This is a genomic window from Pseudoalteromonas sp. G5_S1_54_S4, from assembly GCF_054968565.1.
This window is the reverse complement of the sequence record NZ_JBQKUL010000011.1, coordinates 1-21259: the sequence shown is the minus strand read 5'-3', so window position 1 is coordinate 21259 and position 21259 is coordinate 1. Positions and strand designations below refer to the sequence as shown.

Here is a 21259-nt window from a genome sequence, read left to right as displayed (position 1 = left end):
CGACTTTGTTAATCACCAAGCAAAGGTTAGACTATGCCAAATAAACAAATAATAGCTTATTAATATGCACCCATTTCATCAACTAAGTGCTACTAGCCTGCAAGGCCAACCTATCGATTTTAAAGAGTTTGTAGGTAAAGTTGTGTTAATAGTAAATACCGCAAGTGAGTGTGGATTCACCTATCAATACGAGTCATTGCAAGCATTACACGAAAAGTATGCCAGTCAAGGTTTAGTCATTATAGGTTTCCCGTGTAACCAATTTGGCCAGCAAGAACCCGGAGACGCGAATCAAATAGCGCAAGGTTGTTTAATCAATTACGGAGTTAGTTTTTTAATCGCAGAAAAAGTGAACGTTAATGGTCAGCATACACATTCGGTTTTCCGCTATTTAAAATCTGTATTGCCGGGGTTTTTGACACGAAAAATTAAGTGGAACTTCACAAAGTTTTTGATTAATGCAGATGGCTCACCCATTAAGCGCTACGCGCCCTTTACTAAACCTGAAAAACTAGAAAAAGTAATTGAAAAAGCATTGCTCGCAGCTAAAGTTTGAGGCTTAAAAATTATAAAGAGGCATAAAGCCTCTTTATTACCAACCCACAGAGCTTTAAATACTACCTAAGTAGCAGTTAAAAGCTAATATGTCGGCACTGATTTGTACTAGCGACAACCTAATCAATATAATCGTTTAAGTCATCTTCACCTAGGTTTTTACGCAAGCGTTTTTGCTCAAGGTAATCCTCTAACTTTCTTTTCACCTTTTGCTTTTTCTTGTCGTGTTGATTACGCCCGACCATTTCGTATTCGTCTTCAACAAAATCATCATCTAGCGCATCGTAACTAAATGTCTTACCCACAACCCACTCCATAAAGTGTTTGAGACCAATTACGGATTCTTGTATCGCGATAATTGGTGAAATTAAAATGTTCAACGCAAATTCATTGTACAAATTTACGTCAAAATAAAGCCACATCGCTATCCTAAATAGTCTCTGTGTCAGTATTGTGAATAAATAGCGCTAAATTTGAATTGTGGAAAGTGAGAGTTTTTTATCGTATCGATAAATTTTATTTATTAGCATTTGATCATTGGTTATTTTGACCAAATTTTAGCTTTTTCAATGACTTTACTTTCAACTTCAAAGCACCTTAAAAATCACAAACCACTGTTTTTAAACACTAAAAACTATTGGCACCAAACTTGTTATAAGTTAATTATCATCAGCAAAAAACAGAGAATAAACATGAAAGAATTATTATTAGTTAGCGCAATTATGTGCGCCCCCGTCGCCATGGCTCATAACGATAACAGCTCTTCAATTTCATTTAGTAACGACGAATGTAAAGTTGAGTTTAAAAACGATGTACGTATAAAGCCAAGTGAATTAGAAATTTTTAAAGCCAACAATCAACGTATGACTTTTACCACTCAAGGTGAGTTGTCGATCAATGGCGAGCAAGTAGCATTAAATAGCGCTCAGCGCCAAGCACTGACCAACTACACAGATAATTTACGTGCGCAATTACCTGAAGTAGCCAACATTGCACTTGATGGCGTTAAAATTGCGGGCGTTGCATTAGAAGAAGTCGCCAATGCATTTAATATTGATGGCCTCGATAACATTGCTACCTTAATGGACGATATTCAACAAGAAGTAGAGGGTACCTTTTACCAACAAGGTACATTTGTCATGGGCCAGCAAAGCTTCACTCAGTTTGGTGAAAACTTTGAACAGCAGTTTGAACAACAAATAGAAACTGCCGTTGAGTCGGCCGTAATGCAATCAATGGGCAGTATTTTAGTAGCATTAGGCTCTGAGCTAATGGGTTCAGGTGGCGACATGCAAGCCTTTGAAGAGCGCATGGAAAATATGGGCGCACAAATAGAAGAAAAAGTAGAGCTCCATGCAAAAAAACTTGAACAGCGTGCAAATACACTGTGTGATGACTTTGTTGAAATCGCACAACAAGAAACTCAACTTGCTGCGCAAGTGCCTGCATTAAAAGGCTATGAGTTATTTACTATAAAACAGCACTAACTGCTCAGCATTTTAATTAATCTCCCTTTGCGGCATTTGCTTTTAAGCTATGCCGCATTTTGCGTTTTTTACCCCCACCAGTCCCATTTAACTCAAATAATAGACTGTTGAGCGGATCTGCTCTTGCCGTGCAGAGGCATTTTGTGGCTTCATAGTAAAATACAAACCAAAGTATAATCTTCACTTCGCTCTAGATCACTTAGAATGCCGTCCGAACTGATGATTGTAAGCCCAAATTGCAACATATTAAAACCACCTCTTTTTAAGTTTTAAATTCTTGAGGCGGTGCGATCCCCAGTTAGACGCGTTTTAAAACGCAACTAACTCCAAAGTGCCTAGTAACCTAGGCACTTTTTTTATAATTTAAAAACCTCGCAACACTCTTTTTTATCGTTTATTTACTGCTCTTATCTGATAAATAATTAACTCCCTATAAATAACATGTTAAATCTTTGAACGAAGTAAAACCCAACCCGTTAATACAAAATAATTTAATCTGAATAAATATTCAAAAAACTCTTTTTATAAACAGTTTAAACTCAAAAAAACCGAAAAGACCCCATATAAAAGTGACATAACAATGAGCCCAGATGAATAATTATACAAAAAATAATAAACCAGTAGTTGAACGACAAATTAATAAAACGGTTTCGGATTAAAAAAACTAATACTTCACCAGCAATTTTTATCGCTTTATTTTTAACCAACCTACGGGCAAAATGCACACGTTTTCAACAGACACAACCTTGGAGCGAATACAATGAACCCAATTAATACATTAAACCAAACAGCCACAACTCACGTTGCAGTTAAACCAACTAATCGCAAAGCGAGAATGTTAGCTAAACTTAACCGTTACGGAAAAAAATTAGCACTTGGCGGTGCAATTCAATACAAATAATCACCCAACCATGATTTTTGTATTGCTGCAGCAAACACCCAACCACTAAATGAAGTTTCTTCTTTAGCTCCATCTGTTTGCTGCCAGCCCCCTCCTCATAGCTAAAAATCATCTTTAATTTTCATAATTTACAAAAAAAACCGCATTTACGCTCACTTTTTAAGCAAACGATCTTTTTGCTATTTACACAGGCAACTCACCTAAGTATTATCCTGCATCACGACGTGGAGAGATGGCAGAGTGGTCGAATGCACCGGTCTTGAAAACCGGCAGGGGTTTATAGCCCCTCTAGGGTTCAAATCCCTATCTCTCCACCATTTATTTATATTAATTGGTTTTTTCCGATTGATAACACGCTGAATAATGCGTCGGAGAGGTGTCCGAGTGGCCGAAGGAGCTCCCCTGCTAAGGGAGTATAGAGTTTGTAGCTCTATCGAGGGTTCGAATCCCTCCCTCTCCACCATTACTAATTACAAGCCACTTAATTGTGGTTTTTTTGTGCCTAAATTTTAACTCCGTTAAGAAATAGGGAGGGTGAGCACTCTCGACAGGGTTCGATAAAATGTCTGGAACATTTTAGGCCGCTGCAAGCGTCGCGCAGCGATTAATTACAGGGATGTAAGTAAGTCTATCCCTCCCTCTCCACCATTACTGATTACAAGCCACTTAATTGTGGTTTTTTTGTGCCTAAATTTTAATAGCCTCTATTAATTTGCACTTTTTATAACGCAGTCGCGAGCGTATTCTAATAAATTAAACAAATTGTATGGTGTCACAACTTAGTGCATTATAAATGGTACCTTAAACCAGCTTAGGTTTAACCATGGCGAAGCTAATATTACTACTGTATTGTTTGGGTGCCTGTGCTGTTAGCATGGCAAATGAAGTGACGGTTTATAAATGCACCATTAAAGGAGTGCCTACTTTTAGTCAAACTCCTTGCGCTGAAGACGCTCAAGTGATCACGCTTAGAAACGTCAACATCATGCAAACAAATACGCCACAATCTGAGAACACACCAGTTGCCGATACTTCTGTTGACGATTATCTAGCGGTGCAACAAATAGAGCGTGATATTGTGCAGCTTGAGCTTAAGATTAAACAATACCAACAAGAATACGCACAAAAAAAACAGCAAATCGATTACATGACCCAAGATAAAGCAAATCGCTTAGGGGCCAGCTCAATTGCGAATGCCATTACTACTGAAACGGCGGCACTTAAGCAGCGATTTGACCCACAAATCAAGCAAGCACAACAACAAATAGAAGCACTCACTCAAAAAAAACAGCAGCTTAGTCAGCAACCTTAAGTATGTGCTTCACAACATCAATAAATGTTTGTATCTCTGACTTTGTATTATATATGTGAGGTGAAACACGGATGCCGAGTTTACGCACATCAACACTTATTTTTGCAGCCTCTAATGCCGTTAATACACTTTGCTGATGCTCAGAAAACTGCAAAATAGCAGTGCCACTACATTGCTCTTTAGCGCTAGGTGACATTAAAAAAGCGCCCAATTGCTGCTGAATTAACTCAAGTAACATCAAGTTGTGCGATCTCACTTGTTCAACGCCAAATTCAACAATATATTCAATACTATGAGCGGCAATGATATAAGGAAGTACCGAGGGCGTACCGCCCCAAAATCTAAGTGTTTTAGCGTTATATTGAAAATGCGAAATATCAAACTCGAATGGGTTTTGATGTGAAAACCAGCCAATATCTTTTGGTTCACATTGTGTTATTTGCTTTGGATTTACCCATAAATAGGCCGCACCTGGCCCTCCGCATAGCCACTTCACACTTGAACCAATCATAAAGTCAGCATTTAACGCCGTTAGATCGACAGGGATAACCCCTGCCGATTGCGCCACATCAATTATTGAGAGTGTATTCGTGACTTTACTCAGCGCCACAATATCGTTTATGGGAGCTTGTACACCCGTATTAGAATAAACATGGCTAACAAAGACCCCATCAATCTCTGAAGTTAAATATCGCTGCCATACCTGTCTATCACTCAAGTCTTCATGCTCAGGGATGTAGCGTATTTTTGCACATTCAGGCAGTGCTTTTTGCATTACAAACCCCATACTGGGAAAATCAGCCTGCGCCATTAATACTGTACACTGTGGTTTATTAAATACGGGGTGTGACATAACCAATTTGGTTAAACCACTGGATAAATTAACCTGAGGACAAAATTGCTCACTAGGCGCATTAAACAACTGCCCTAATGCCTCAGTAAATCTTTCAATGGCGGGTAACCACTGTTGCCATGGCTCTTTTACACTTTCTTGCCAAGGAGTAAAAAAATGTTCAGTGGCATTTTCTAAGCTCGTTTTTAATGGGCGGCCAACAGAGTGGCTTAATAAATAACAACCCTGTGGCATACAAAAATCATTTTTAGCCATATTAATTAATCCACTGTTTTAGCGTGTTTAAATCATCAAAGCGCGTATTTATGTCGTCACGCTTTGCCGCGGCACGCCTATCTCTTAACTTAGCTAATGAATCGAGCAGTACCGGTAGAGGAGGTCCACTGGCGGTTACTTTACTCATATGCTGTTGTTGCATGTGCTGTGATGGCTGAGCAATAAACTTTTCCACCAGCTGATTATGATGACCGATAGCGGTGTCGCCATGTAATTTACACACTTGAATAAATAGTTTGCCGTGCTTTTGAAACCAGTCTGTATTTTTATATTGTTCGGCCTCTAAAAAATCATCCATTAGGCTTTGCATACGCATGGCTTCACGAAGTATTTGTTGATCCTCTGGCATCATATATAAAAATTTATCCACCAGCATTTGCGAGTAACTCGGCTCATTGGCACTGCAAAGCCCTAGCAGCATATCAATAACATTAATACCGGCAAAGTCTCCCGCATTTGCACCACGGTAAACCTCTTTACCTACCCTGTAAGGCTTGTAATATGGACGTACACAATTAAAAAAACGTTCGGTGTCTAGCTGAGTGTATAAAGCGTTATTCGACGCTATTACATCCATTAATGCCGTTTTAACCACCTCAAGTAGTTCAGCCGTGACAGGGTGTGAAATGCCTAATGGCAGTATTTTTAATAAAACATCACTCGCACGTTTATACGCTAAAATACCTTGGGTGTTGTAATCTAAAAAAAGGGCTTCATCATCAAGATTTGTAAACCGTTTATAGGTGCCATTAATGGCTTTATTATGCGTGGTTAGATGCGCAGTAGCAAAACGAGGGGTTACACCTATAGAGGCACCAATATGCATAGCAAGCGCCGATGCTTCAACTAATGGTGAGGTTGTTTCTCTGCTCGGCTCTGTGATCTCATGCCTGCGACAAGCAGCCATAAACAAACCAACATTACCAAGCAAGTCGAATGCGCTATCAAATCCTTCGTCGGTATTGCCTTCGGCCAATAAATCGCTGATCAGCGCATTGCCTTGCTCCTTTAGTGCCAGCTTTAAGCTATCACCAATCCCCTCAACATTAGCCTTATCGGTTTGCTGCCAATAAAGCTGTTCTAATTGCGAGTTTAAGCTTACAAACTCTGATCTTATCCAACGGTCAAACTTAGCAGTAAAAGAACTCATAACTACACCCTGTTATTATTATGTTTTAATGCTAACAAAAACCCCTGAGGGTAAAACGCCAAAAAAAATAGTAAAAACACCTTTAGTTAGCAATAATCACTAACAATATTAAAATAATTAATAAGATCCCATAGACATGTTAGATAAAAAAGATCAGCAGTTACTGGTTGCCTTACAATCGCATGCCCGCATGTCGGTTTCTGAATTAGCCAATACCATTAACCTATCAGACACCCCTACTCTTAGACGTATCAAAAAGCTTGAGCAGGAACATGTAATTACGGCTATCACGCTGCCATTAACCCTAAGTCGCTCAACCTTAATGTGCTGGTTTATGCTTTCGTGCGACTAAGTCAAAACTCGGTGAGTGCGGCACAGCAATTTGAGCAGCATGTAGAAAAGCTAGCCCATGTACTTGAGTGCTCTGTGATCTCAGGTAGCCACGATTATTTACTGAAAATTATTTCTCAGGATTTAGAAAGCTATGAGCAGTTTGTAAAGCACCAGCTGGGGAGCTTAAGCTGCATCGCCAATATAGAGTCAACGGTAGTACTCAAACAGTCATTTAGTAAAAAGCAGCTACCACTTTAAAAAATAATACTATTTAGTGCCGATTCGCTATACTAAAATATCATTATAAAAATAATATTTAACAAGGATGCATGTGAATATTTTTCGTTCAACATCCAGATCTTTCGCTTTTTACATATTGTTTGCGGTTGCGTATTTTGCAACTGGTAAGTTATTGACTAATTTTGCCTTTCAATCACAAGTCATCCCTATCTGGCTCCCTGCAGGTATTGCCCTAGTTGGCTGTTTTATCTGGTGGTGGCTTTTTATCCCAGCATTATTTATTGCCTCTGTCGCCTTTAATTTAAGTACCGGTGATAACCCAATCACTGATCAGGTTTTAATTGGTAATACGCTAGAACAAGTACTGCTAATCGGTTTAGGCGCCGTGCTACAAGGCATGATTGGCGCTGCTCTTTTAAAGTACTGGCTAGGCCATCCGTTGTATTTAAAACAACGCCAATCTATTATTTATTTTATTTTTGTCGTCGGTATTCTCGTCAGCCTAATATCGGCCAATATTGGCGTCTATGCTTTAAGTCAGTTTAACCCTGCTTACAGCATTGATAATCATTGGAACAACGTTACTTTTTGGTGGCTTGGTGACTCTCTTGGCGTACTGATCGCAACTCCCTTTTTATTGGCGTTATTACAACCAAAATTTAAACGCCATGATGTTACCCCATTACCTACTATTGCAGTGTGCTCGGTGTTATTTATCTCTGTAGCTTTAACCACTAAGCTATACAACCAAGAGACGTATTCAAATGCGATACAAATAGCTAAGCGCGAAACATCTATTATTGAAAACAGTTTGCTGAGCAATTTAAACCTCAGCCAAATAACAGTACAAAGCCTTGCAAGCCAAATACAATCAACACCGACTTTAAGCAAGCAAGAGTTTGATAGCTACAGTGCTCAACTATTGGCTGAGCATTCATTTATTAAAGCATTTTCATGGAACCGTAAAATTAATCAGGCTCAGGTCAGTGACTTTAACAAACAGCTCAATGAAGTTTATACTGCATACAGCTTTGATCCGAGCATTAAAGGGGCGCCATTATCAAACAACGATCCATTGGTGGTTATTACCTATATTGCTCCTTTTGCAGAAAACCAATCTGCCATAGGTTTTAATCTCAATTCTCGTAAAGATCGCCGTGAGACTTTACTCGACCCACGCATTAAAAATCGCCCTGTGGGCACTAAAATAATTCAGTTAGTTCAAGCAAAACAACCTGAACCTGCGTATTTATTATTTGCTCCTGTGTATCAACAAAATAACGAAGTTGCCTCAATTAAAGGCTACGCAACAGGTGTATTTTTAGTAAAAAACATACTTGCTCAGTCGATTACCCAAGCACAAAATAAGATGTTTAATATCGCTATTTATGAAGCTAATACTACCAATCCATTTTATTCAAACGCCGAAAATATACCGACCAAAAGCAATAAACTGACAACCATCACGATTAATTTTGCAGGGCAAACATGGTTCGTTGATTTAACCATTAAAGATGAATTTCTACCGCATCAAAACAATCATATGACCCTCTTTTTACTTATTTTACAGGTCATTGTAAGCTCACTCATTTTACTGATATTACTGTTATTTAATAACCAGCACCTTGCACTCTCACGCTTGGTAGCAGAGCGTACTCGCTCGCTCGTTAAAGCTAAACAGCAATCTGATTTAGCAAATCAGGCTAAAAGCCGATTTTTAGCAAATATGAGCCATGAAATTCGCACCCCACTTAACGCTGTGATTGGCTTTTCAACCCTAGCTAAAAATGAAGATAGCCCTGAAATTCTTTCTGATTATTTAAATAAAATTAATTTAGCGTCTAAATCATTGTTAAGTTTAATCAATGATGTACTCGATATCTCTAAAATTGAATCACAAAAGCTTACCTTAGAAGTCGCTCCTTTTGATTTGAATGCGCTTCTTGCTCGGATCAGTAGTATGTTCGAGCAAAGCGCAGAACAAAAAGGCATTCACTGGAAAGTTGATAACCAATTACCAACCGATATTTGGTTTGAAGGTGATGTTATGCGAATTGAGCAAATTTTATTAAACCTATGTAGTAACGCCATTAAGTTTACCTATGAAGGTGAAGTAAGTGTTAGCGCATACAGCAAAGAGATCACCGATAGACGTCGTCAAATTACCTTGACTATTAAGGATTCGGGTATCGGTATTGCGCCATCAGAGCAAAGTAAGTTATTTGATGCGTTCACCCAAGCCGATAGCTCAACATCACGTAAATTTGGTGGCACAGGGCTTGGTTTAGCAATCGCAAAAGAACTTAGCTTATTAATGTCTGGAGATATTAGCGTACAAAGCGAGCCAGGTAAAGGCTCCACTTTTACTCTGTCTGTCGAGTTAAATACCTGTGCTGTACAACAAGTAACGGCGAAGCACTCGCAACAGCATGTTGATTTAAGCAAACTAAAAATACTGGTTGCAGAAGATAACAGCGTCAATCAATTAGTGATAAAAGCAATGCTTAGCTCTTTAGGGATTACACCAACACTGGTTGAAAATGGCGAATTAGCAGTAGAACAAGTTAAAATAAATGACTTCGATTTAGTATTAATGGATTGCCAAATGCCGATTATGGACGGTTACCAAGCCACCGCCTTGATACGTCAAATTAAAAGTACTGAGCAATTACCAATTATTGCCTTAACTGCTGATGTAATGCCTGAAGATAAAGCCAATGCCTTAGCAATTGGTTTTAACGAACATCTTGCAAAACCTCTCGAACTCGATAAGCTTGTACAGTGCCTATCTCAATATATTGCGCCAGATAAACCATAAAGATTTATCGAAAACAGAAAACCAAATATGGCTGTCGCACTATTACCAAAATTAATCAGCAACCCACTTAAAAAATAGTAGGCAAAGCATTATGAGCCACTTTTCACATCAATGGTTTAATAGCATCAACCAAATTGACGCAACACAATGGCATTATTTTTTTGGCGATGATCCTTTTACTCAACACGCTTTTTTATACGCACTTGAACAAAGCCAATGTGTAAGCGCAAAAACAGGTTGGCAGCCCCATCACTTAGCCGTTTATGAAGACGATAAACTCATTGCGCTTGCCCCTGGCTACTTAAAAACGCACTCCTACGGTGAATATGTATTTGACTGGGCATGGGCTGAAGCTTATGAAAAAAATGGCTTAGATTATTACCCTAAATGGCTGTGCTGTATTCCCTTTAGTCCGATTGAGGGGCAAAGAATAAGTATTATGCATAGCAATCCAAAGTTAGTGTATGAGTATATAACAGAGCAACTTAATACCCACTGCGCAAAACAAGCCTGGTCAGGCTGGCATGTAAACTTTTGCGATAAAGCACAAGCCTCTCAGCTAAATGATGCAGGTGCTATGCAAAGAACCGGGGTACAGTTTCAGTGGTTTAATAATGAATTTAAAGACTTTGATGATTTTTTAAAAACCTTTAATGCCCGTAAGCGCAAAGCAGTAAAAAAAGAACGCGCTAAAATAACACAGCAAAATATCACCATTGAATGGCTGCAAGGTGAGCAAATCACCACAACAGTGATGCAGCTTTTTTGTGAGTTTTATCAACGTACTTATTTAAAACGTTCAGGCCATTTAGGCTACTTAAACAGCGATTTTTTTAGCTTGCTACACGCCTTAATGGCTGAAAAATTGCTCATTATGCTAGCCAAAAAAGACCATAAAGTGATTGCCGCCACATTAAGTTTAATTGGTGACAATACCCTTTATGGGCGTTATTGGGGAGCAAGCGAAGAGATTGATTCTCTTCACTTTGAGCTGTGTTACTACCAAGGCATTGAATATGCGATTAAGCATAATATTCACTGTTTTAATGCCGGTGCTCAGGGTGAGCATAAAATAGCACGCGGCTTTCAACCCATCACTACTTACTCTGCCCATCACATTGTTCACCCCGATTTTAATCATGCTATTGCAGATTACTTAGAACGCGAATGCCAACATATCGACATTTACAAACAACAATGCAGCTCTTTATTGCCGTTTAAAAATGAGTAACTGATTATTTGCAGGCATCGCCGTATCGCTGAGTAACTTAAGCCCTGATTGCACTGCAAGTTGCTCAATCGCTTCGAAATCACGGATACCACTAAGTGGATCGCGACTTTGCAATAAACTGTTAAATTCATTATTACTGGGGCTGGTAAACTCCCCTTTATATTTGAAAGGGCCATATACACACACCACCCCTTGCTGGTTTAAGTGCTGATTTACTCCAGCAAAAAAACGCGTAATTAACTCCCAGCTCACTATATGAAAAGTGTTAGCAGTATATATCGCATCCACTTTATTTACTGGCCAAGGATCGTTTAGGTCAAGTAATAAAGGCGGATGCAAGTTTGCCAGTTGCACCTCATCATGCCATAACTTTATTCCTTGATGATTAACCTCTCGATCACTGGTATACCATTGTAAATGTGGCAATTTTTTGGCAAAGAAAACGCTATGCTGACCCGTCCCCGAGCCTATCTCAAGTACTGATGCTGCATTTTGCAATGCAGGCTGCAAAGCCTTAAGTATATGATTTTTATTATTTTCGCAGGCTTGTGAAAACGGTTTGCTCATGCTGGTGCACCTAAATTGCAAATGAATGCACAATAGTAAAACAAATTTCAGCTATTCTGTCGTGAGTAAATTAACCAAAATAATAAAATAACTTCAATTTCAATACGTTAAATTACCTCTACCGAGCTGGTACGCTATATGCTTTTATTAAATTACTCACTTAATGAGTACTAAACTACAAAAGGATAACATTATGTATATTTCACCTTATACCGCAGTAGATGCTGCAATGGCAGTTACAGACAAAAGCCTAGATAAAACGAGTTATGAAACAGATTGTAGAGCAACGGTTATCGACTTACTTTCTCATGTAAAAAATACTCAAAAGGCACAAAACAAACATGAAACAGACCAAATATTTATTCTTGGCTACAATTAAAATTCTGTTTAGCCTTGTAACCGGCTGTTTATATAGATACATTATTTAAGTCGACTTAAAATCAGTTTAAGTCGACTTTTTAGTTTAAACCCCATTCGTTAACTTACCTTGACGCCCTCTACTTTTTAGCTATACCGTTGTAAATAGTAATAACAGCACCATATCTTTTTATATAGCGTAGTTAAATGTCATATATTCTCTTTTATAGGAGTACTAATGAGTAACTTTAGAACAGAATCAGATAGCATGGGCACACTCAACGTGCCCGCTGACGCACTTTATAAAGCACAGACCCAACGCGCCATTAATAACTTTACGATCAGCAGCCTCACAATGCCGCAACAATTTATTATTGCCTTAGCGTATATCAAGCAGGCTGCTGCAATAGCCAATTTCAAACTAGGCCATTTAGATAAAACGAAAGCAAATGCGATCGACCTCGCCTGCCAAGAAATTATTGATGGTAAGCATTATGAGCATTTCCCCGTTGATATTTTTCAAACTGGCTCAGGTACTAGCTCAAACATGAATGCCAACGAAGTTATTGCAAGTTTGGCTTCAAAACATGCTAACCAAGCTATTCACCCAAATGACGACGTGAATATGGGACAAAGCTCTAATGACGTTATTCCCACTGCGATTGCTTTGAGTAGTGCGATCAGCGTTGATAAAAAATTACTGCCAGCACTAGCAAATTTAGCAGACGCCTTAGAGCAAAAAAAAGCAGACATCGGCCATATAGTTAAAACTGGGTGCACTCATTTAATGGATGCAATGCCAATAACTTTTGAGCAAACACTCAGCGCATGGCAATCGCAGGTAAAGCATGCAGCTAGCGGTATTGAGCATGCACTAATACGTGTTTGTGAGCTAGCGCAAGGGGGCACAGCAGTAGGTACAGGTATTAATGCCGACCCACAATTTGCCGCTCTATTTGCCACACAGCTAACTGAAAAAGTAGGGATTCAATTTACCCCTAGCGATAACTTTTTTTATAATATTGGATCGCAAGATGCCATTGTGGCTTTATCAGGGCAGCTAAAAGTCTATGCAGTTGCACAAATGAAAATAGCCAACGATTTACGTTGGATGAACTCAGGCCCACTTGCGGGACTTGGTGAAATAGAGCTTGAAGCATTACAGCCTGGCTCATCAATTATGCCTGGTAAAGTGAATCCGGTGATCCCAGAAGCCGCTGCAATGGTTAGCGCCCAAGTCATTGGTAACGACGCAACTATTACGGTTGCAGGCCAAGCTGGCAACTTTGAGCTTAACGTAATGCTACCCGTGATTGCTTATAATATCCTGCAAAGTACCGAGATACTCGCTAATAGCGCGCAAGCGTTGGCAGACAAAGCCATTGCTAGCTTTAAAGTTAATCAAACTCAGATTGATAAAGCATTAACTAAAAACCCGATTTTAGTGACTGCGCTAAACCCTGTTATTGGCTACGAAAAAGCAGCAAAAATTGCTAAGCAAGCTTATCAGCAAGCAAAGCCAATTATTGATATCGCCGAGCAAGAGACTGACCTATCTCGCTCAGAATTAGAGGCATTACTCAATCCAGCTAAATTAACCCAAGGTGGGTTAATGTAAAAGCGCCATTAATGGCGCTTTAATGTATTGATAGTAGAGTTTTTATTGCCGTAATGGATGCACCGTGTATGATAGTGATGAATAATTCATCACTATCAGGAACGATTATGCGTACTCCATTACTCGCTCTACTGCTACCACTTTGCTTAACAGCTTGCTTAGAAACCACCTCAAATGAAACTGAGCAAACTAAAACCAATGCGGTAGAAAACACGTCTACGCCGATACCACAACAAAAACTACCACAAGCGAATAACCAAAATAAAATAGCACAGCAACTACCGGTTGATGCTGCAAAAGAAGTGTCGCTTGATGATATTAAAACAGCAAAAAATAAATTAAATAACCTCATAGTAGATAAACAATGTTCAACTAGTTCACAGTGTAAAGTCAGTGCTGTTGGTAGCCGTGCCTGTGGTGGACCAAGTGATTACATTGTGTACTCTACACAAAGCGCACCCCAAGAGCAGGTCTCAGCCCTAAGCGATACGATCACTCAATTGGAAAGTACCTATAATGCGCAAAAAGGCATGATGAGTATTTGCCAACATTTAACTGCGCCAAGCACTCAGTGTGTTGAAAATAAATGTGTTAAACTTGAAGGCTCTGCGGTAAGTGTATTTTAAGGATTAGATTATGAGTTGTTTGTCATCCGTAATTAAGCTATCAGCTACCTGTGTTGTTATGACTATGCTACTTAGCGGTTGCAGTAGTGCACTAACATCAAGCAAAGCTCAAAACGCGAGTGAATCTGTTTTAAATACTCAACTTAATGAGCTTACAAGTAATAAAAGCTGCACAGCCAGCTATCAATGTAAGGTGTTAGGTGTTGGCTCGCGTGTCTGTGGGGGGCCGAGTAAGTATGTTGTGTACTCAACATTAAATCACTCTCAAGAACAAGCAGAGCAATTAGCGCAAAAAATCACTGAGCAAGAACAACTAGATAATGCAATGCTTGAGTTCAAAGACTGTTCACCAGTGCTAGAAGTCCACTCTTTATGTATTGATAATCAATGTAAAACAGTTAACTACCAGTAGCAGTTCGTTTCGGTGTTAATCTAATAGTGGTATTAACACCGAAATAACCACCACCATGAAAATACACACACCTGCCTTAAAAATGTATTCCAGTGGCATTTTTTTCTGTACCCAGTAAGCATATATAAAACGCACGAAGTAGCTTGCCGCCGTGCCAAATAAAGCAAACATAAGTAAGTAGGCAATCAATAAGATATTCACAGCGGCACTTTTTTAGAAAATAATAGCCCCAGTGTAAGTATTTTACATAAAGAAGGCAAAAGGGTTACTTAGTCTTTTTTGTATGCTCAATGAGTAACTCTGCTACCTGTTGCTTTACCGCTCTTTTATCATCTACTGCCACTTCAAACCGGCTAGCCAATTGCGCTATTTCGTCATCATTTAAATTAAACGATAGTCGTTGCCGTGTTTTTTTAGACTTTACATCAAGACCTAAAATTTTACGGATCATATCTGAGGGAGTGAGCTCTTGATCGATAGCTTGTTTTTTTATCGACTTTTGTACCTCACTACTCAAATCAAATGCCATTTGCGTGGCGCGCACAGCTTGCTCTTGGCGCAACCACTTGTCTTTAGCATCACTCACTGGGCATCTCCAGGAAACAAATCAACAATATCGCTAATTGGGCGAGTTAACGTCAGTGAGACTTCTGTTTCACCTCCCTCCCAAATCTCTATATTAACGCTATGTCCTTCATCAGGAGAGGCTAAGCAAATCATTTCGCATGGTTCACCACCTTCTTGCTCATAGCGAGGCAGCGTTTGGCCACGAAAGTCTTTATTATGAAAATAACATACATAAGGCGATTCACTTTGTTGATAGCTTTTCGCTAAAAATTGCATAAAACGCTCAGGGGTATTTTGTACCGTGATATGTGTTAATGACTCTTCATCAAAAATACGCGCAAATTCATCAAGACCAAAGATCTCTTCAACTTCATCACGCTGAATTTTTATAGAGAAGTTTGCCCACTGTTCACCATCATTTTGCTCTATTTGTAAAAACACCACTTGGCCAGTGTTAGTTTCAAGTACAAATTCAGTATCACTGCTGTGTTGGTACTGATACGTTTGCACATCAATAACGCGCAACGTTTGACCTTTAAGCCATGAAGGATAAGCAAACGAATCAATGACAGTAAACATGTCGCCTTTTTTAAGGTCACTCGCATGATTAAGCTGACGTTCTGGCTTTTTTTTAGATTTGAAAAAATTAAACATATAAGGTGCCTCTGTAAGCAAAAAAGGTAACGGAGCGAAACTCGGTTACCTTTTTGATATGGTTCTAAATGTTAGCTATTTTGCTTCGCTTTAATGCGCGCTAAAATATCAGCACTTTTTGGATTAGTATCACCAATACCTGCTTCAGCCATTTTAGCTTTTAAATCGTCGCCATTAACATCTGCTTCTAGAGACTTTGCAGCACCTAATTGATCAGTACGGTCTTGTTGGCGTTGCTTAATACGCTCAAGCGACTGACGCGCCGATGTCATTGATGAATTATTAGTATTAAGCGTGCTGTTTACAGCCATTGTCGCTTGCTGAACGCTTTCTGTGGTTTTAACCATAGTAAGCTGACGCTGATTTTCCTTAATTGATTTTTCAGCATCTTTTACTTGCTGCTTCAAAGTCACTATGTGATTACTAAAGCCCGCTAACACTTGCTCGTGCTCAGCTTTCTCAGCTTCAAAGTCACCAATTTTTTCTGCAATTTCTAATGCTAATGCCTCATTCCCTTTATCAAGGGCTTGACCTGCATAAGCTTCATGCTCAGCAATTGATGCATCTACTGCGCTAATTTTACGCTTAGTTTGCATTTCTTTAGCCATCACTTCTGTTAGGCTTTTTTTAGCACGGTGTAACGCATTTTGTGCATCAGCAATTTCTTGCTCAAAAATACGAATACCATTAGCATCAACAATTGCTTCGCCTGCTTCACGTGCGCCGCCACGTATTGCTGTAAATAATTTTTTTAAAATACTCATAATCTTAACTCCACTAACTAGCTACTAATCGTTTAAATATAAGGTCACGGCTTCTAGTGCATCTATAGCGTTATCAGCTAATGTCACTAGTTCGTGGGTAACATCATCTAGAGATGAATTTACCGACAGTGCACCAAAAATCGCGTATTTATTATCGATCTTAGCAAATGCACTCAGTGGAATTGGCACGTTTAAACGCAGTAGTGTTTCGTTTAACTCGTTGCGTAATTCACTTTTTACTTCATCTTCGTCAAACAAGTAGCTAATACATAGTAATTGCTCTTGTGTTTGAGTAACAAAAATTGGAAGCTCGTCATTTCCATCAACAATGACTTGTAAAACATCTTGCTCACCTGGATTGGCAATCAAGAAAGACTCAAAGTTAGCACCCTCGGTTTCAAAAGACGCTAATTTTATTGAAAGTTCATTTAATTCCATGTCTCTGCCTTTTCGTCGTTTGACATATTATGTCTGAGTTAAGATTCGCACGGCCGACATATTATGTCAACCATGTTTTATTAATTTTTATACAATTCACTTTCTATTTGCCAAGCTGCTCGGTAGTAATCATATAAGCGACCAGAACCTAACCTATTGACTTCAATATCGTTCACTTGTTCAAAATAGTTATTAGGAAATGCAAAACTCGCTAATAAATATTTTTTACTAATCCATCGAGATGGCACTGGCATATCAGTTATATTGCTAATACGGGCACTAGGTGATTGCCCCATTTTAGTCGCAATAGTCCATCCCCATTGACCAAACGAAGGAATGTTTTGCTGATATTGCTCTACATAATCAAAACCTGCGGCTTTCACCGTTTTAGCAATACTTAAAAATGCCTTTTTCGCATGATAAGGCGATGTTGACTGTACCGCCATAGCACCATCAGGTGCTAATAATTGGCGCACATGATTATAAAAGTAATCGCTGTACATCTTATTAAGATCAGGGTGATTAGGGTCTGGCAAATCAATTAAAATAGTATCGAACTGCTTTGACTGATCCAGTAACTTTTCGACTTCTAAAAATGCATCGCCCACAATAATATTTGCTCGCGGGTCATACATCGATTCATTATTGAGTGCTACCAACCGCTGTTTAATCTCTTCTGGCGGTGTGAATTTATCGTCTTCATGGCCAAATAAATTCAGTAGCTGGCCATCTAAATCAATTAGTGTGACTTCTTTGACTGGCCACTTTAATACATCACGCATGGCTAATCCGTCACCGCCACCAATAATCAAAACACGGTCATGACGATTAGATGCCAGCATGGCAGGATAAACAAGCATTGAGTGATATATTTGCTCATCTACACTAGAGAACTGCAAACGACCATTTAAATATAGATCAGTAATTGGCTGAGGCTGATTTTTACTTAAACGCTCTGTTAGCACCACATGTTGATACTTAGTCGCCTGAGAGTAAATAACTTTATCTTTGTATAGTACGTTACTTAGGTTATCCATCCAGCTACTACCAAACTGCAAAATAAAAGCGAATAACACCAGCAGTAATATATGGCAAACCAATAGCAACTTAGCAAAGCGTACATAGCTATGATAACGCCATAAAAAGGCAAGTCCGGCAATAATGTTAAATAGCGCTGTCCAAGCGGCGGCTTGCATTATTGGCATTGCGAGCATAATACTCACCCAAATTGCCGCGCCAATACCAGCGCCAATATAGTCAGCCCCATATATAGTGCCGGCGTTATTTTCTAAAAAACGTCCATAAACATGCTGGCGAATGCGCGCAATAAGCGGTATTTCCATACCAATAAATAGCCCTAATATTAAGCCAAATACATAAGGTAAAAAGCGAGACCACTCTTGCAGCTTTTGAAACACGTAACCATTAAGAATAACGTCAGGTGGAATATTAAAAATACTTGAGAATAAATGAGGGAGTGAATAACTCACGGCAATAATGCTGGCAATGGCTAATATACAGCCCATACCTATGAGCGCAATAATACTCTCTAGCCAAGCAAATGCGGTAAAGGCATCTTTAAACCAACGCGCTAAAAATGCACCCATCCCCATAGCTACAATCATAGTGCCTATCATGGCGTAAATTGCACTCTCAACTGAGCCGAGTACTCGGCCAGCATAATGAGAAAGTAAGTATTCATAAATAAGGCCGCACCCAGCGAGTACGGCCATAACAGTGATCAGTAAAATATCATGCCCAAGTAAATTAAATTTACTTGGGGAAGCTTGAGTTGATGACACGTGATTATGCACCCAGTAGTGTGGCCATAGTGATCCCGACAGCAAATGACACAGCTGCAGAAATAGCGGCAACACCCACATTCTTTTGACGATTCACTTCATCTGAAATATTACAGCCAGCAAGAATGATTTTAATCGTCAGTAAGTGCAGTAAAATGAAAGCAACCAAACAAACAACGGCGCTTAGCGCCCAGTAAAGTAAACTCGCATTAATATTATCGGCAGCATAAGGAGCAATGCCCGTTGCAGCAGTAATGGCTAATGCACTACCAATTAAAAAGCCTGCATAACGAACACCTACTGCTAAATTACCATCAATAATAGCCTGTTGTAGGCAGTCGCCACTTTTATTGGTGCGCTTAAATAACTGCACGCGATATTGGCTTACTAACAGCAATACCACACTACCAATGACAAACGCAGCAATAACAATAGGAATGCCATGCCAACCTTCAGTAGCAACCCACAATAGGGCTGAGCGGATAACCACTGCAACACTTACTACATGGCCAAAATCAATAATTGACGCAGTAACGTTACCTTTGACTATTTCGTTATGTAAGCTCACTTTACGCAGCGCCACTTTATCTTGAAAAAAGTGACCCAGCTTTATAAGCAGAATTGCTAATGCACCATAGCCAAGCATTAACAGAGCTTCTTTTTGTAACGTAGCAGCAAACGCACCACTACTCACGCCCGTTAACACAATCGCAAGTGCTACCAAACCAGCGGCGAAGCTTATTCCAAATGCAAAGTTATCGCGCTCGGTAATTTCATCATTGGCGTGTAAATTAGATACCCAACCTTTAATATACTTTAAGCTCACAAACAGTAAGATGATAATTGCAAAGTCCACAGACAGTGCTTGCAAAGACCACATAGTTATTCCATTAAATTCATACATATTATTCTAACTCCAACGTTATTCTTTACTTACCACGACTTACGCCGCGCGAGGTTCTGCTACTGCTGTTACGAACCGATCCTGAATTATTGCTATAACTACTCGCCCTTGAGTAACTGCTGCGACTTTTAGGCGGCGTATAACTGCTGCGACTCAAACCTGATGCACCTGTTTTTTTACTCGCATAAGGACTAGTGAACTGCTTGCCTTGGCGTTGGTAAGATTGTCGTGTACGTGTTTCTAATGCACTTTGGGTTTTTATTTGTTTAGGGCTTGAGTAACGAGTACGACCATAGTCATTGTAGTAACTATACTTACGGCGTTTACTCCAACTTCCGTATTCAACTCGGTCAAATACATCACCCAAAATACGGTACATGCCGTACCATTGCCAAAAGCTAATACCGCTACTATTCGTTTGCCAATTACCATAGTTAGGATTACCTACCATTTGGTTACCGACCCCTTCGCCTTCAGCTTTTTGGCTTATAGCACCAACTCGTGCCAAAGAACCATTCGACATATCCGCAAGCATATTAATAGGATCGGTTAAGGCATCAGAAAATAACGTTGGCTTGGCGGCTTCACGCAATAAATCAATATTGTATAAAGTGTCTTCGTAAGGAGGAATTAAGTAATTACCCTTAATATCATCAAGGCGTTGGGTTAAGCCACTATAAAGGGCTCCCTGGCGTGTGGCATCAAGGCTAACTACATCAACAACCTTACTGAGTTCAGGTTGCTGTTGTTTAAGGATACGACTGTATTCTTTAAGAATAATCGCATTACGTATACTACCATTATCAAGTGCTTTACCAAGCTGAGTAAGCTCGACATCGGCCTTTTTAATGGACTCTTGAATTGTTTGTTGTAGCTGTTCTTCTTTAGATTGACAACCAATCAGTGCTGTAAACAAACAAAACAGGCTGAGAAGTTTCCAAGCTTTTATATTCGACATTCATGTCACCTGATTTACTAAATTATCCTAGATAGTTTTACACAGGACAGTTATTAAACCAACAATGAAATTGCAGCAAGATGATAATTTAGGGACTAGTTTAAAGGTGCAAGGAGAATAACTGAGATCAGTAAAGGGAGAATGCTGATGGTAATACTTCAAAACTTATAACTGAGGGCTTAACACTGACTTGTATTTAGAGTAACTGTCCTACTTCTTAGCGACAGCGCAGTAGCATGTAGTGGCAGAACAGCGTGGAGAGTCATAATGAAGGTGGCTTTTGGCTATTATACCAATCCGCAATAATACTAAATCATTTTGCGAGGCTAAACGTGTCGCTATCTGTGTTAAAGAATTCTCATTTAGAACAACTAAATAGCGAATTTTTTGCCTAGCTATCAACCCGTTTTTCCTGCCTCAAAATAGACCGCTTAAT

Annotated in this window: 22 protein-coding genes, 2 tRNA genes and 1 pseudogene; 13 read left to right on the top strand and 12 right to left on the bottom strand. The window is 39.3% G+C overall.

All coding sequences use genetic code 11. The annotated features are described in order from the left end of the window. Positions 1–64: 64 nt before the first annotated feature. Positions 65–556: a glutathione peroxidase gene (locus ACTRWE_RS06485; RefSeq protein WP_013463695.1), complete on the top strand. Its 492-nt coding sequence runs from the start codon at positions 65–67 to the stop codon at positions 554–556. 118 nt (positions 557–674) lie between these two features. Here the strand turns inward: ACTRWE_RS06485 and ACTRWE_RS06480 are convergent, their stop codons facing one another. Beyond that, positions 675–860 (bottom strand): PA3496 family putative envelope integrity protein, encoded by a 186-nt coding sequence (locus ACTRWE_RS06480; RefSeq protein WP_008108975.1) that lies wholly within the window; start codon positions 858–860, stop codon positions 675–677. A 387-nt stretch (positions 861–1247) separates the two neighbouring features. On the opposite strand from ACTRWE_RS06480, the gene ACTRWE_RS06475 reads away from it, so the two are divergent. The 5 genes from ACTRWE_RS06475 to ACTRWE_RS06455 all read left to right on the top strand — a co-directional run bounded on the left by ACTRWE_RS06475 (position 1248) and on the right by ACTRWE_RS06455 (position 4255). Then, positions 1248–2042: a YggN family protein gene (locus ACTRWE_RS06475; protein WP_462879695.1), complete on the top strand. Its 795-nt coding sequence runs from the start codon at positions 1248–1250 to the stop codon at positions 2040–2042. Positions 2043–2802: 760 nt separating this feature from the next. Beyond that, positions 2803–2943 (top strand): hypothetical protein, encoded by a 141-nt coding sequence (locus tag ACTRWE_RS06470; protein ID WP_008113257.1) that lies wholly within the window; start codon positions 2803–2805, stop codon positions 2941–2943. A 226-nt stretch (positions 2944–3169) separates the two neighbouring features. Continuing rightward, a tRNA-Ser gene (locus ACTRWE_RS06465) sits at positions 3170–3260 on the top strand. A 53-nt stretch (positions 3261–3313) separates the two neighbouring features. Beyond that, a tRNA-Ser gene (locus ACTRWE_RS06460) sits at positions 3314–3406 on the top strand. Between the two features lie 360 nt (positions 3407–3766). Beyond that, positions 3767–4255, top strand: a complete 489-nt coding sequence (locus ACTRWE_RS06455; protein WP_028834882.1) for an RNA-binding protein — start codon at positions 3767–3769, stop codon at positions 4253–4255. On the opposite strand, the gene ACTRWE_RS06450 is transcribed toward ACTRWE_RS06455, so the two are convergent. Both ACTRWE_RS06450 and ACTRWE_RS06445 read right to left on the bottom strand, forming a co-directional pair. Further along, entirely contained in the window at positions 4239–5363 is a 1125-nt protein-coding gene (locus ACTRWE_RS06450) for an aminotransferase class V-fold PLP-dependent enzyme (RefSeq protein WP_462879694.1), read from the bottom strand. The two genes, ACTRWE_RS06455 and ACTRWE_RS06450, sit on opposite strands and share 17 nt — an antisense overlap. A 1-nt stretch (position 5364) precedes the next feature. After that, positions 5365–6534 carry a PrnB family protein gene (locus ACTRWE_RS06445; RefSeq protein WP_008113261.1) on the bottom strand — a complete coding sequence of 390 codons (1170 nt, stop codon included), beginning with the start codon at positions 6532–6534 and terminating at the stop codon, positions 5365–5367. Positions 6535–6670: 136 nt separating this feature from the next. Between ACTRWE_RS06445 and ACTRWE_RS06440 the strand changes: the two are divergent. The 3 genes and pseudogenes from ACTRWE_RS06440 to ACTRWE_RS06430 all read left to right on the top strand — a co-directional run bounded on the left by ACTRWE_RS06440 (position 6671) and on the right by ACTRWE_RS06430 (position 11156). Then, positions 6671–7125 (top strand): annotated as a pseudogene (locus ACTRWE_RS06440) (Lrp/AsnC family transcriptional regulator). A gap of 73 nt (positions 7126–7198) precedes the next feature. Continuing rightward, the gene (locus ACTRWE_RS06435; RefSeq protein ID WP_462879693.1) at positions 7199–9925 is read left to right on the top strand and encodes a CHASE domain-containing protein; all 2727 of its coding nucleotides are present in this window, start codon (positions 7199–7201) and stop codon (positions 9923–9925) included. 91 nt (positions 9926–10016) lie between these two features. After that, positions 10017–11156: a GNAT family N-acetyltransferase gene (locus ACTRWE_RS06430; protein WP_462879692.1), complete on the top strand. Its 1140-nt coding sequence runs from the start codon at positions 10017–10019 to the stop codon at positions 11154–11156. Here the strand turns inward: ACTRWE_RS06430 and ACTRWE_RS06425 are convergent. Next, a complete protein-coding gene (locus tag ACTRWE_RS06425) occupies positions 11133–11723 on the bottom strand; it encodes a DUF938 domain-containing protein (protein WP_462879691.1) in 591 nt (196 codons plus the stop codon). The genes ACTRWE_RS06430 and ACTRWE_RS06425 overlap by 24 nt on opposite strands. Positions 11724–11916: 193 nt before the next feature. Between ACTRWE_RS06425 and ACTRWE_RS06420 the strand changes: the two genes are divergently transcribed. From ACTRWE_RS06420 to ACTRWE_RS06405, 4 genes are all read left to right on the top strand, one after another. Next, entirely contained in the window at positions 11917–12102 is a 186-nt protein-coding gene (locus ACTRWE_RS06420) for a hypothetical protein (protein ID WP_008113269.1), read from the top strand. A 216-nt stretch (positions 12103–12318) separates the two neighbouring features. Continuing rightward, entirely contained in the window at positions 12319–13698 is a 1380-nt protein-coding gene (locus ACTRWE_RS06415; RefSeq protein WP_462879690.1) for a class II fumarate hydratase, read from the top strand. Between the two features lie 68 nt (positions 13699–13766). Next, positions 13767–14324 carry a hypothetical protein gene (locus ACTRWE_RS06410; RefSeq protein WP_008113275.1) on the top strand — a complete coding sequence of 186 codons (558 nt, stop codon included), beginning with the start codon at positions 13767–13769 and terminating at the stop codon, positions 14322–14324. Between the two features lie 10 nt (positions 14325–14334). Next, positions 14335–14736, top strand: coding sequence for a hypothetical protein (locus tag ACTRWE_RS06405; protein WP_008113277.1), 402 nt, complete (start codon positions 14335–14337; stop codon positions 14734–14736). Positions 14737–14751: 15 nt separating this feature from the next. Here ACTRWE_RS06405 and ACTRWE_RS06400 read toward each other — a convergent pair whose 3' ends face one another. The 8 genes from ACTRWE_RS06400 to ACTRWE_RS06365 form a co-directional block, all read right to left on the bottom strand. Beyond that, positions 14752–14937 (bottom strand): hypothetical protein, encoded by a 186-nt coding sequence (locus ACTRWE_RS06400; RefSeq protein WP_008113278.1) that lies wholly within the window; start codon positions 14935–14937, stop codon positions 14752–14754. Between the two features lie 64 nt (positions 14938–15001). Then, positions 15002–15322, bottom strand: a complete 321-nt coding sequence (locus tag ACTRWE_RS06395; protein ID WP_008113280.1) for a hypothetical protein — start codon at positions 15320–15322, stop codon at positions 15002–15004. Continuing rightward, a complete protein-coding gene (locus tag ACTRWE_RS06390; protein ID WP_013463680.1) occupies positions 15319–15957 on the bottom strand; it encodes a hypothetical protein in 639 nt (212 codons plus the stop codon). The genes ACTRWE_RS06395 and ACTRWE_RS06390 overlap by 4 nt, the downstream gene beginning before the upstream one ends. 71 nt (positions 15958–16028) lie before the next feature. Further along, positions 16029–16721, bottom strand: coding sequence for a PspA/IM30 family protein (locus ACTRWE_RS06385; RefSeq protein ID WP_462879689.1), 693 nt, complete (start codon positions 16719–16721; stop codon positions 16029–16031). A 24-nt stretch (positions 16722–16745) separates the two neighbouring features. Further along, the gene (locus tag ACTRWE_RS06380; protein ID WP_004335098.1) at positions 16746–17159 is read right to left on the bottom strand and encodes a YjfI family protein; all 414 of its coding nucleotides are present in this window, start codon (positions 17157–17159) and stop codon (positions 16746–16748) included. Positions 17160–17239: 80 nt separating this feature from the next. Next, a complete protein-coding gene (locus ACTRWE_RS06375; protein ID WP_028834892.1) occupies positions 17240–18961 on the bottom strand; it encodes a polyamine aminopropyltransferase in 1722 nt (573 codons plus the stop codon). A gap of 4 nt (positions 18962–18965) precedes the next feature. Next, positions 18966–19865, bottom strand: a complete 900-nt coding sequence (locus ACTRWE_RS06370; protein WP_013463678.1) for a DUF350 domain-containing protein — start codon at positions 19863–19865, stop codon at positions 18966–18968. Between the two features lie 25 nt (positions 19866–19890). After that, the gene (locus ACTRWE_RS06365) at positions 19891–20823 is read right to left on the bottom strand and encodes a hypothetical protein (RefSeq protein ID WP_010392530.1); all 933 of its coding nucleotides are present in this window, start codon (positions 20821–20823) and stop codon (positions 19891–19893) included. Between the last annotated feature and the right edge of the window lie 436 nt (positions 20824–21259).

Bases quoted from the DNA above. Each gene is read 5' to 3' on its own strand.
- ACTRWE_RS06380 (WP_004335098.1), bottom strand. From the start codon at position 17,159: ATGGAATTAAATGAACTTTCAATAAAATTAGCGTCTTTTGAAACCGAG.
- ACTRWE_RS06405 (WP_008113277.1), top strand. From the start codon at position 14,335: ATGAGTTGTTTGTCATCCGTAATTAAGCTATCAGCTACCTGTGTTGTT.
- ACTRWE_RS06390 (WP_013463680.1), bottom strand. From the start codon at position 15,957: ATGTTTAATTTTTTCAAATCTAAAAAAAAGCCAGAACGTCAGCTTAAT.
- ACTRWE_RS06425 (WP_462879691.1), bottom strand. From the start codon at position 11,723: ATGAGCAAACCGTTTTCACAAGCCTGCGAAAATAATAAAAATCATATA.
- ACTRWE_RS06430 (WP_462879692.1), top strand. From the start codon at position 10,017: ATGAGCCACTTTTCACATCAATGGTTTAATAGCATCAACCAAATTGAC.
- ACTRWE_RS06365 (WP_010392530.1), bottom strand. From the start codon at position 20,823: ATGTCGAATATAAAAGCTTGGAAACTTCTCAGCCTGTTTTGTTTGTTT.
- ACTRWE_RS06415 (WP_462879690.1), top strand. From the start codon at position 12,319: ATGAGTAACTTTAGAACAGAATCAGATAGCATGGGCACACTCAACGTG.
- ACTRWE_RS06485 (WP_013463695.1), top strand. From the start codon at position 65: ATGCACCCATTTCATCAACTAAGTGCTACTAGCCTGCAAGGCCAACCT.
- ACTRWE_RS06470 (WP_008113257.1), top strand. From the start codon at position 2,803: ATGAACCCAATTAATACATTAAACCAAACAGCCACAACTCACGTTGCA.
- ACTRWE_RS06455 (WP_028834882.1), top strand. From the start codon at position 3,767: ATGGCGAAGCTAATATTACTACTGTATTGTTTGGGTGCCTGTGCTGTT.
- ACTRWE_RS06385 (WP_462879689.1), bottom strand. From the start codon at position 16,721: ATGAGTATTTTAAAAAAATTATTTACAGCAATACGTGGCGGCGCACGT.
- ACTRWE_RS06445 (WP_008113261.1), bottom strand. From the start codon at position 6,534: ATGAGTTCTTTTACTGCTAAGTTTGACCGTTGGATAAGATCAGAGTTT.
- ACTRWE_RS06420 (WP_008113269.1), top strand. From the start codon at position 11,917: ATGTATATTTCACCTTATACCGCAGTAGATGCTGCAATGGCAGTTACA.
- ACTRWE_RS06475 (WP_462879695.1), top strand. From the start codon at position 1,248: ATGAAAGAATTATTATTAGTTAGCGCAATTATGTGCGCCCCCGTCGCC.
- ACTRWE_RS06370 (WP_013463678.1), bottom strand. From the start codon at position 19,865: ATGTATGAATTTAATGGAATAACTATGTGGTCTTTGCAAGCACTGTCT.
- ACTRWE_RS06450 (WP_462879694.1), bottom strand. From the start codon at position 5,363: ATGGCTAAAAATGATTTTTGTATGCCACAGGGTTGTTATTTATTAAGC.
- ACTRWE_RS06410 (WP_008113275.1), top strand. From the start codon at position 13,767: ATGATAGTGATGAATAATTCATCACTATCAGGAACGATTATGCGTACT.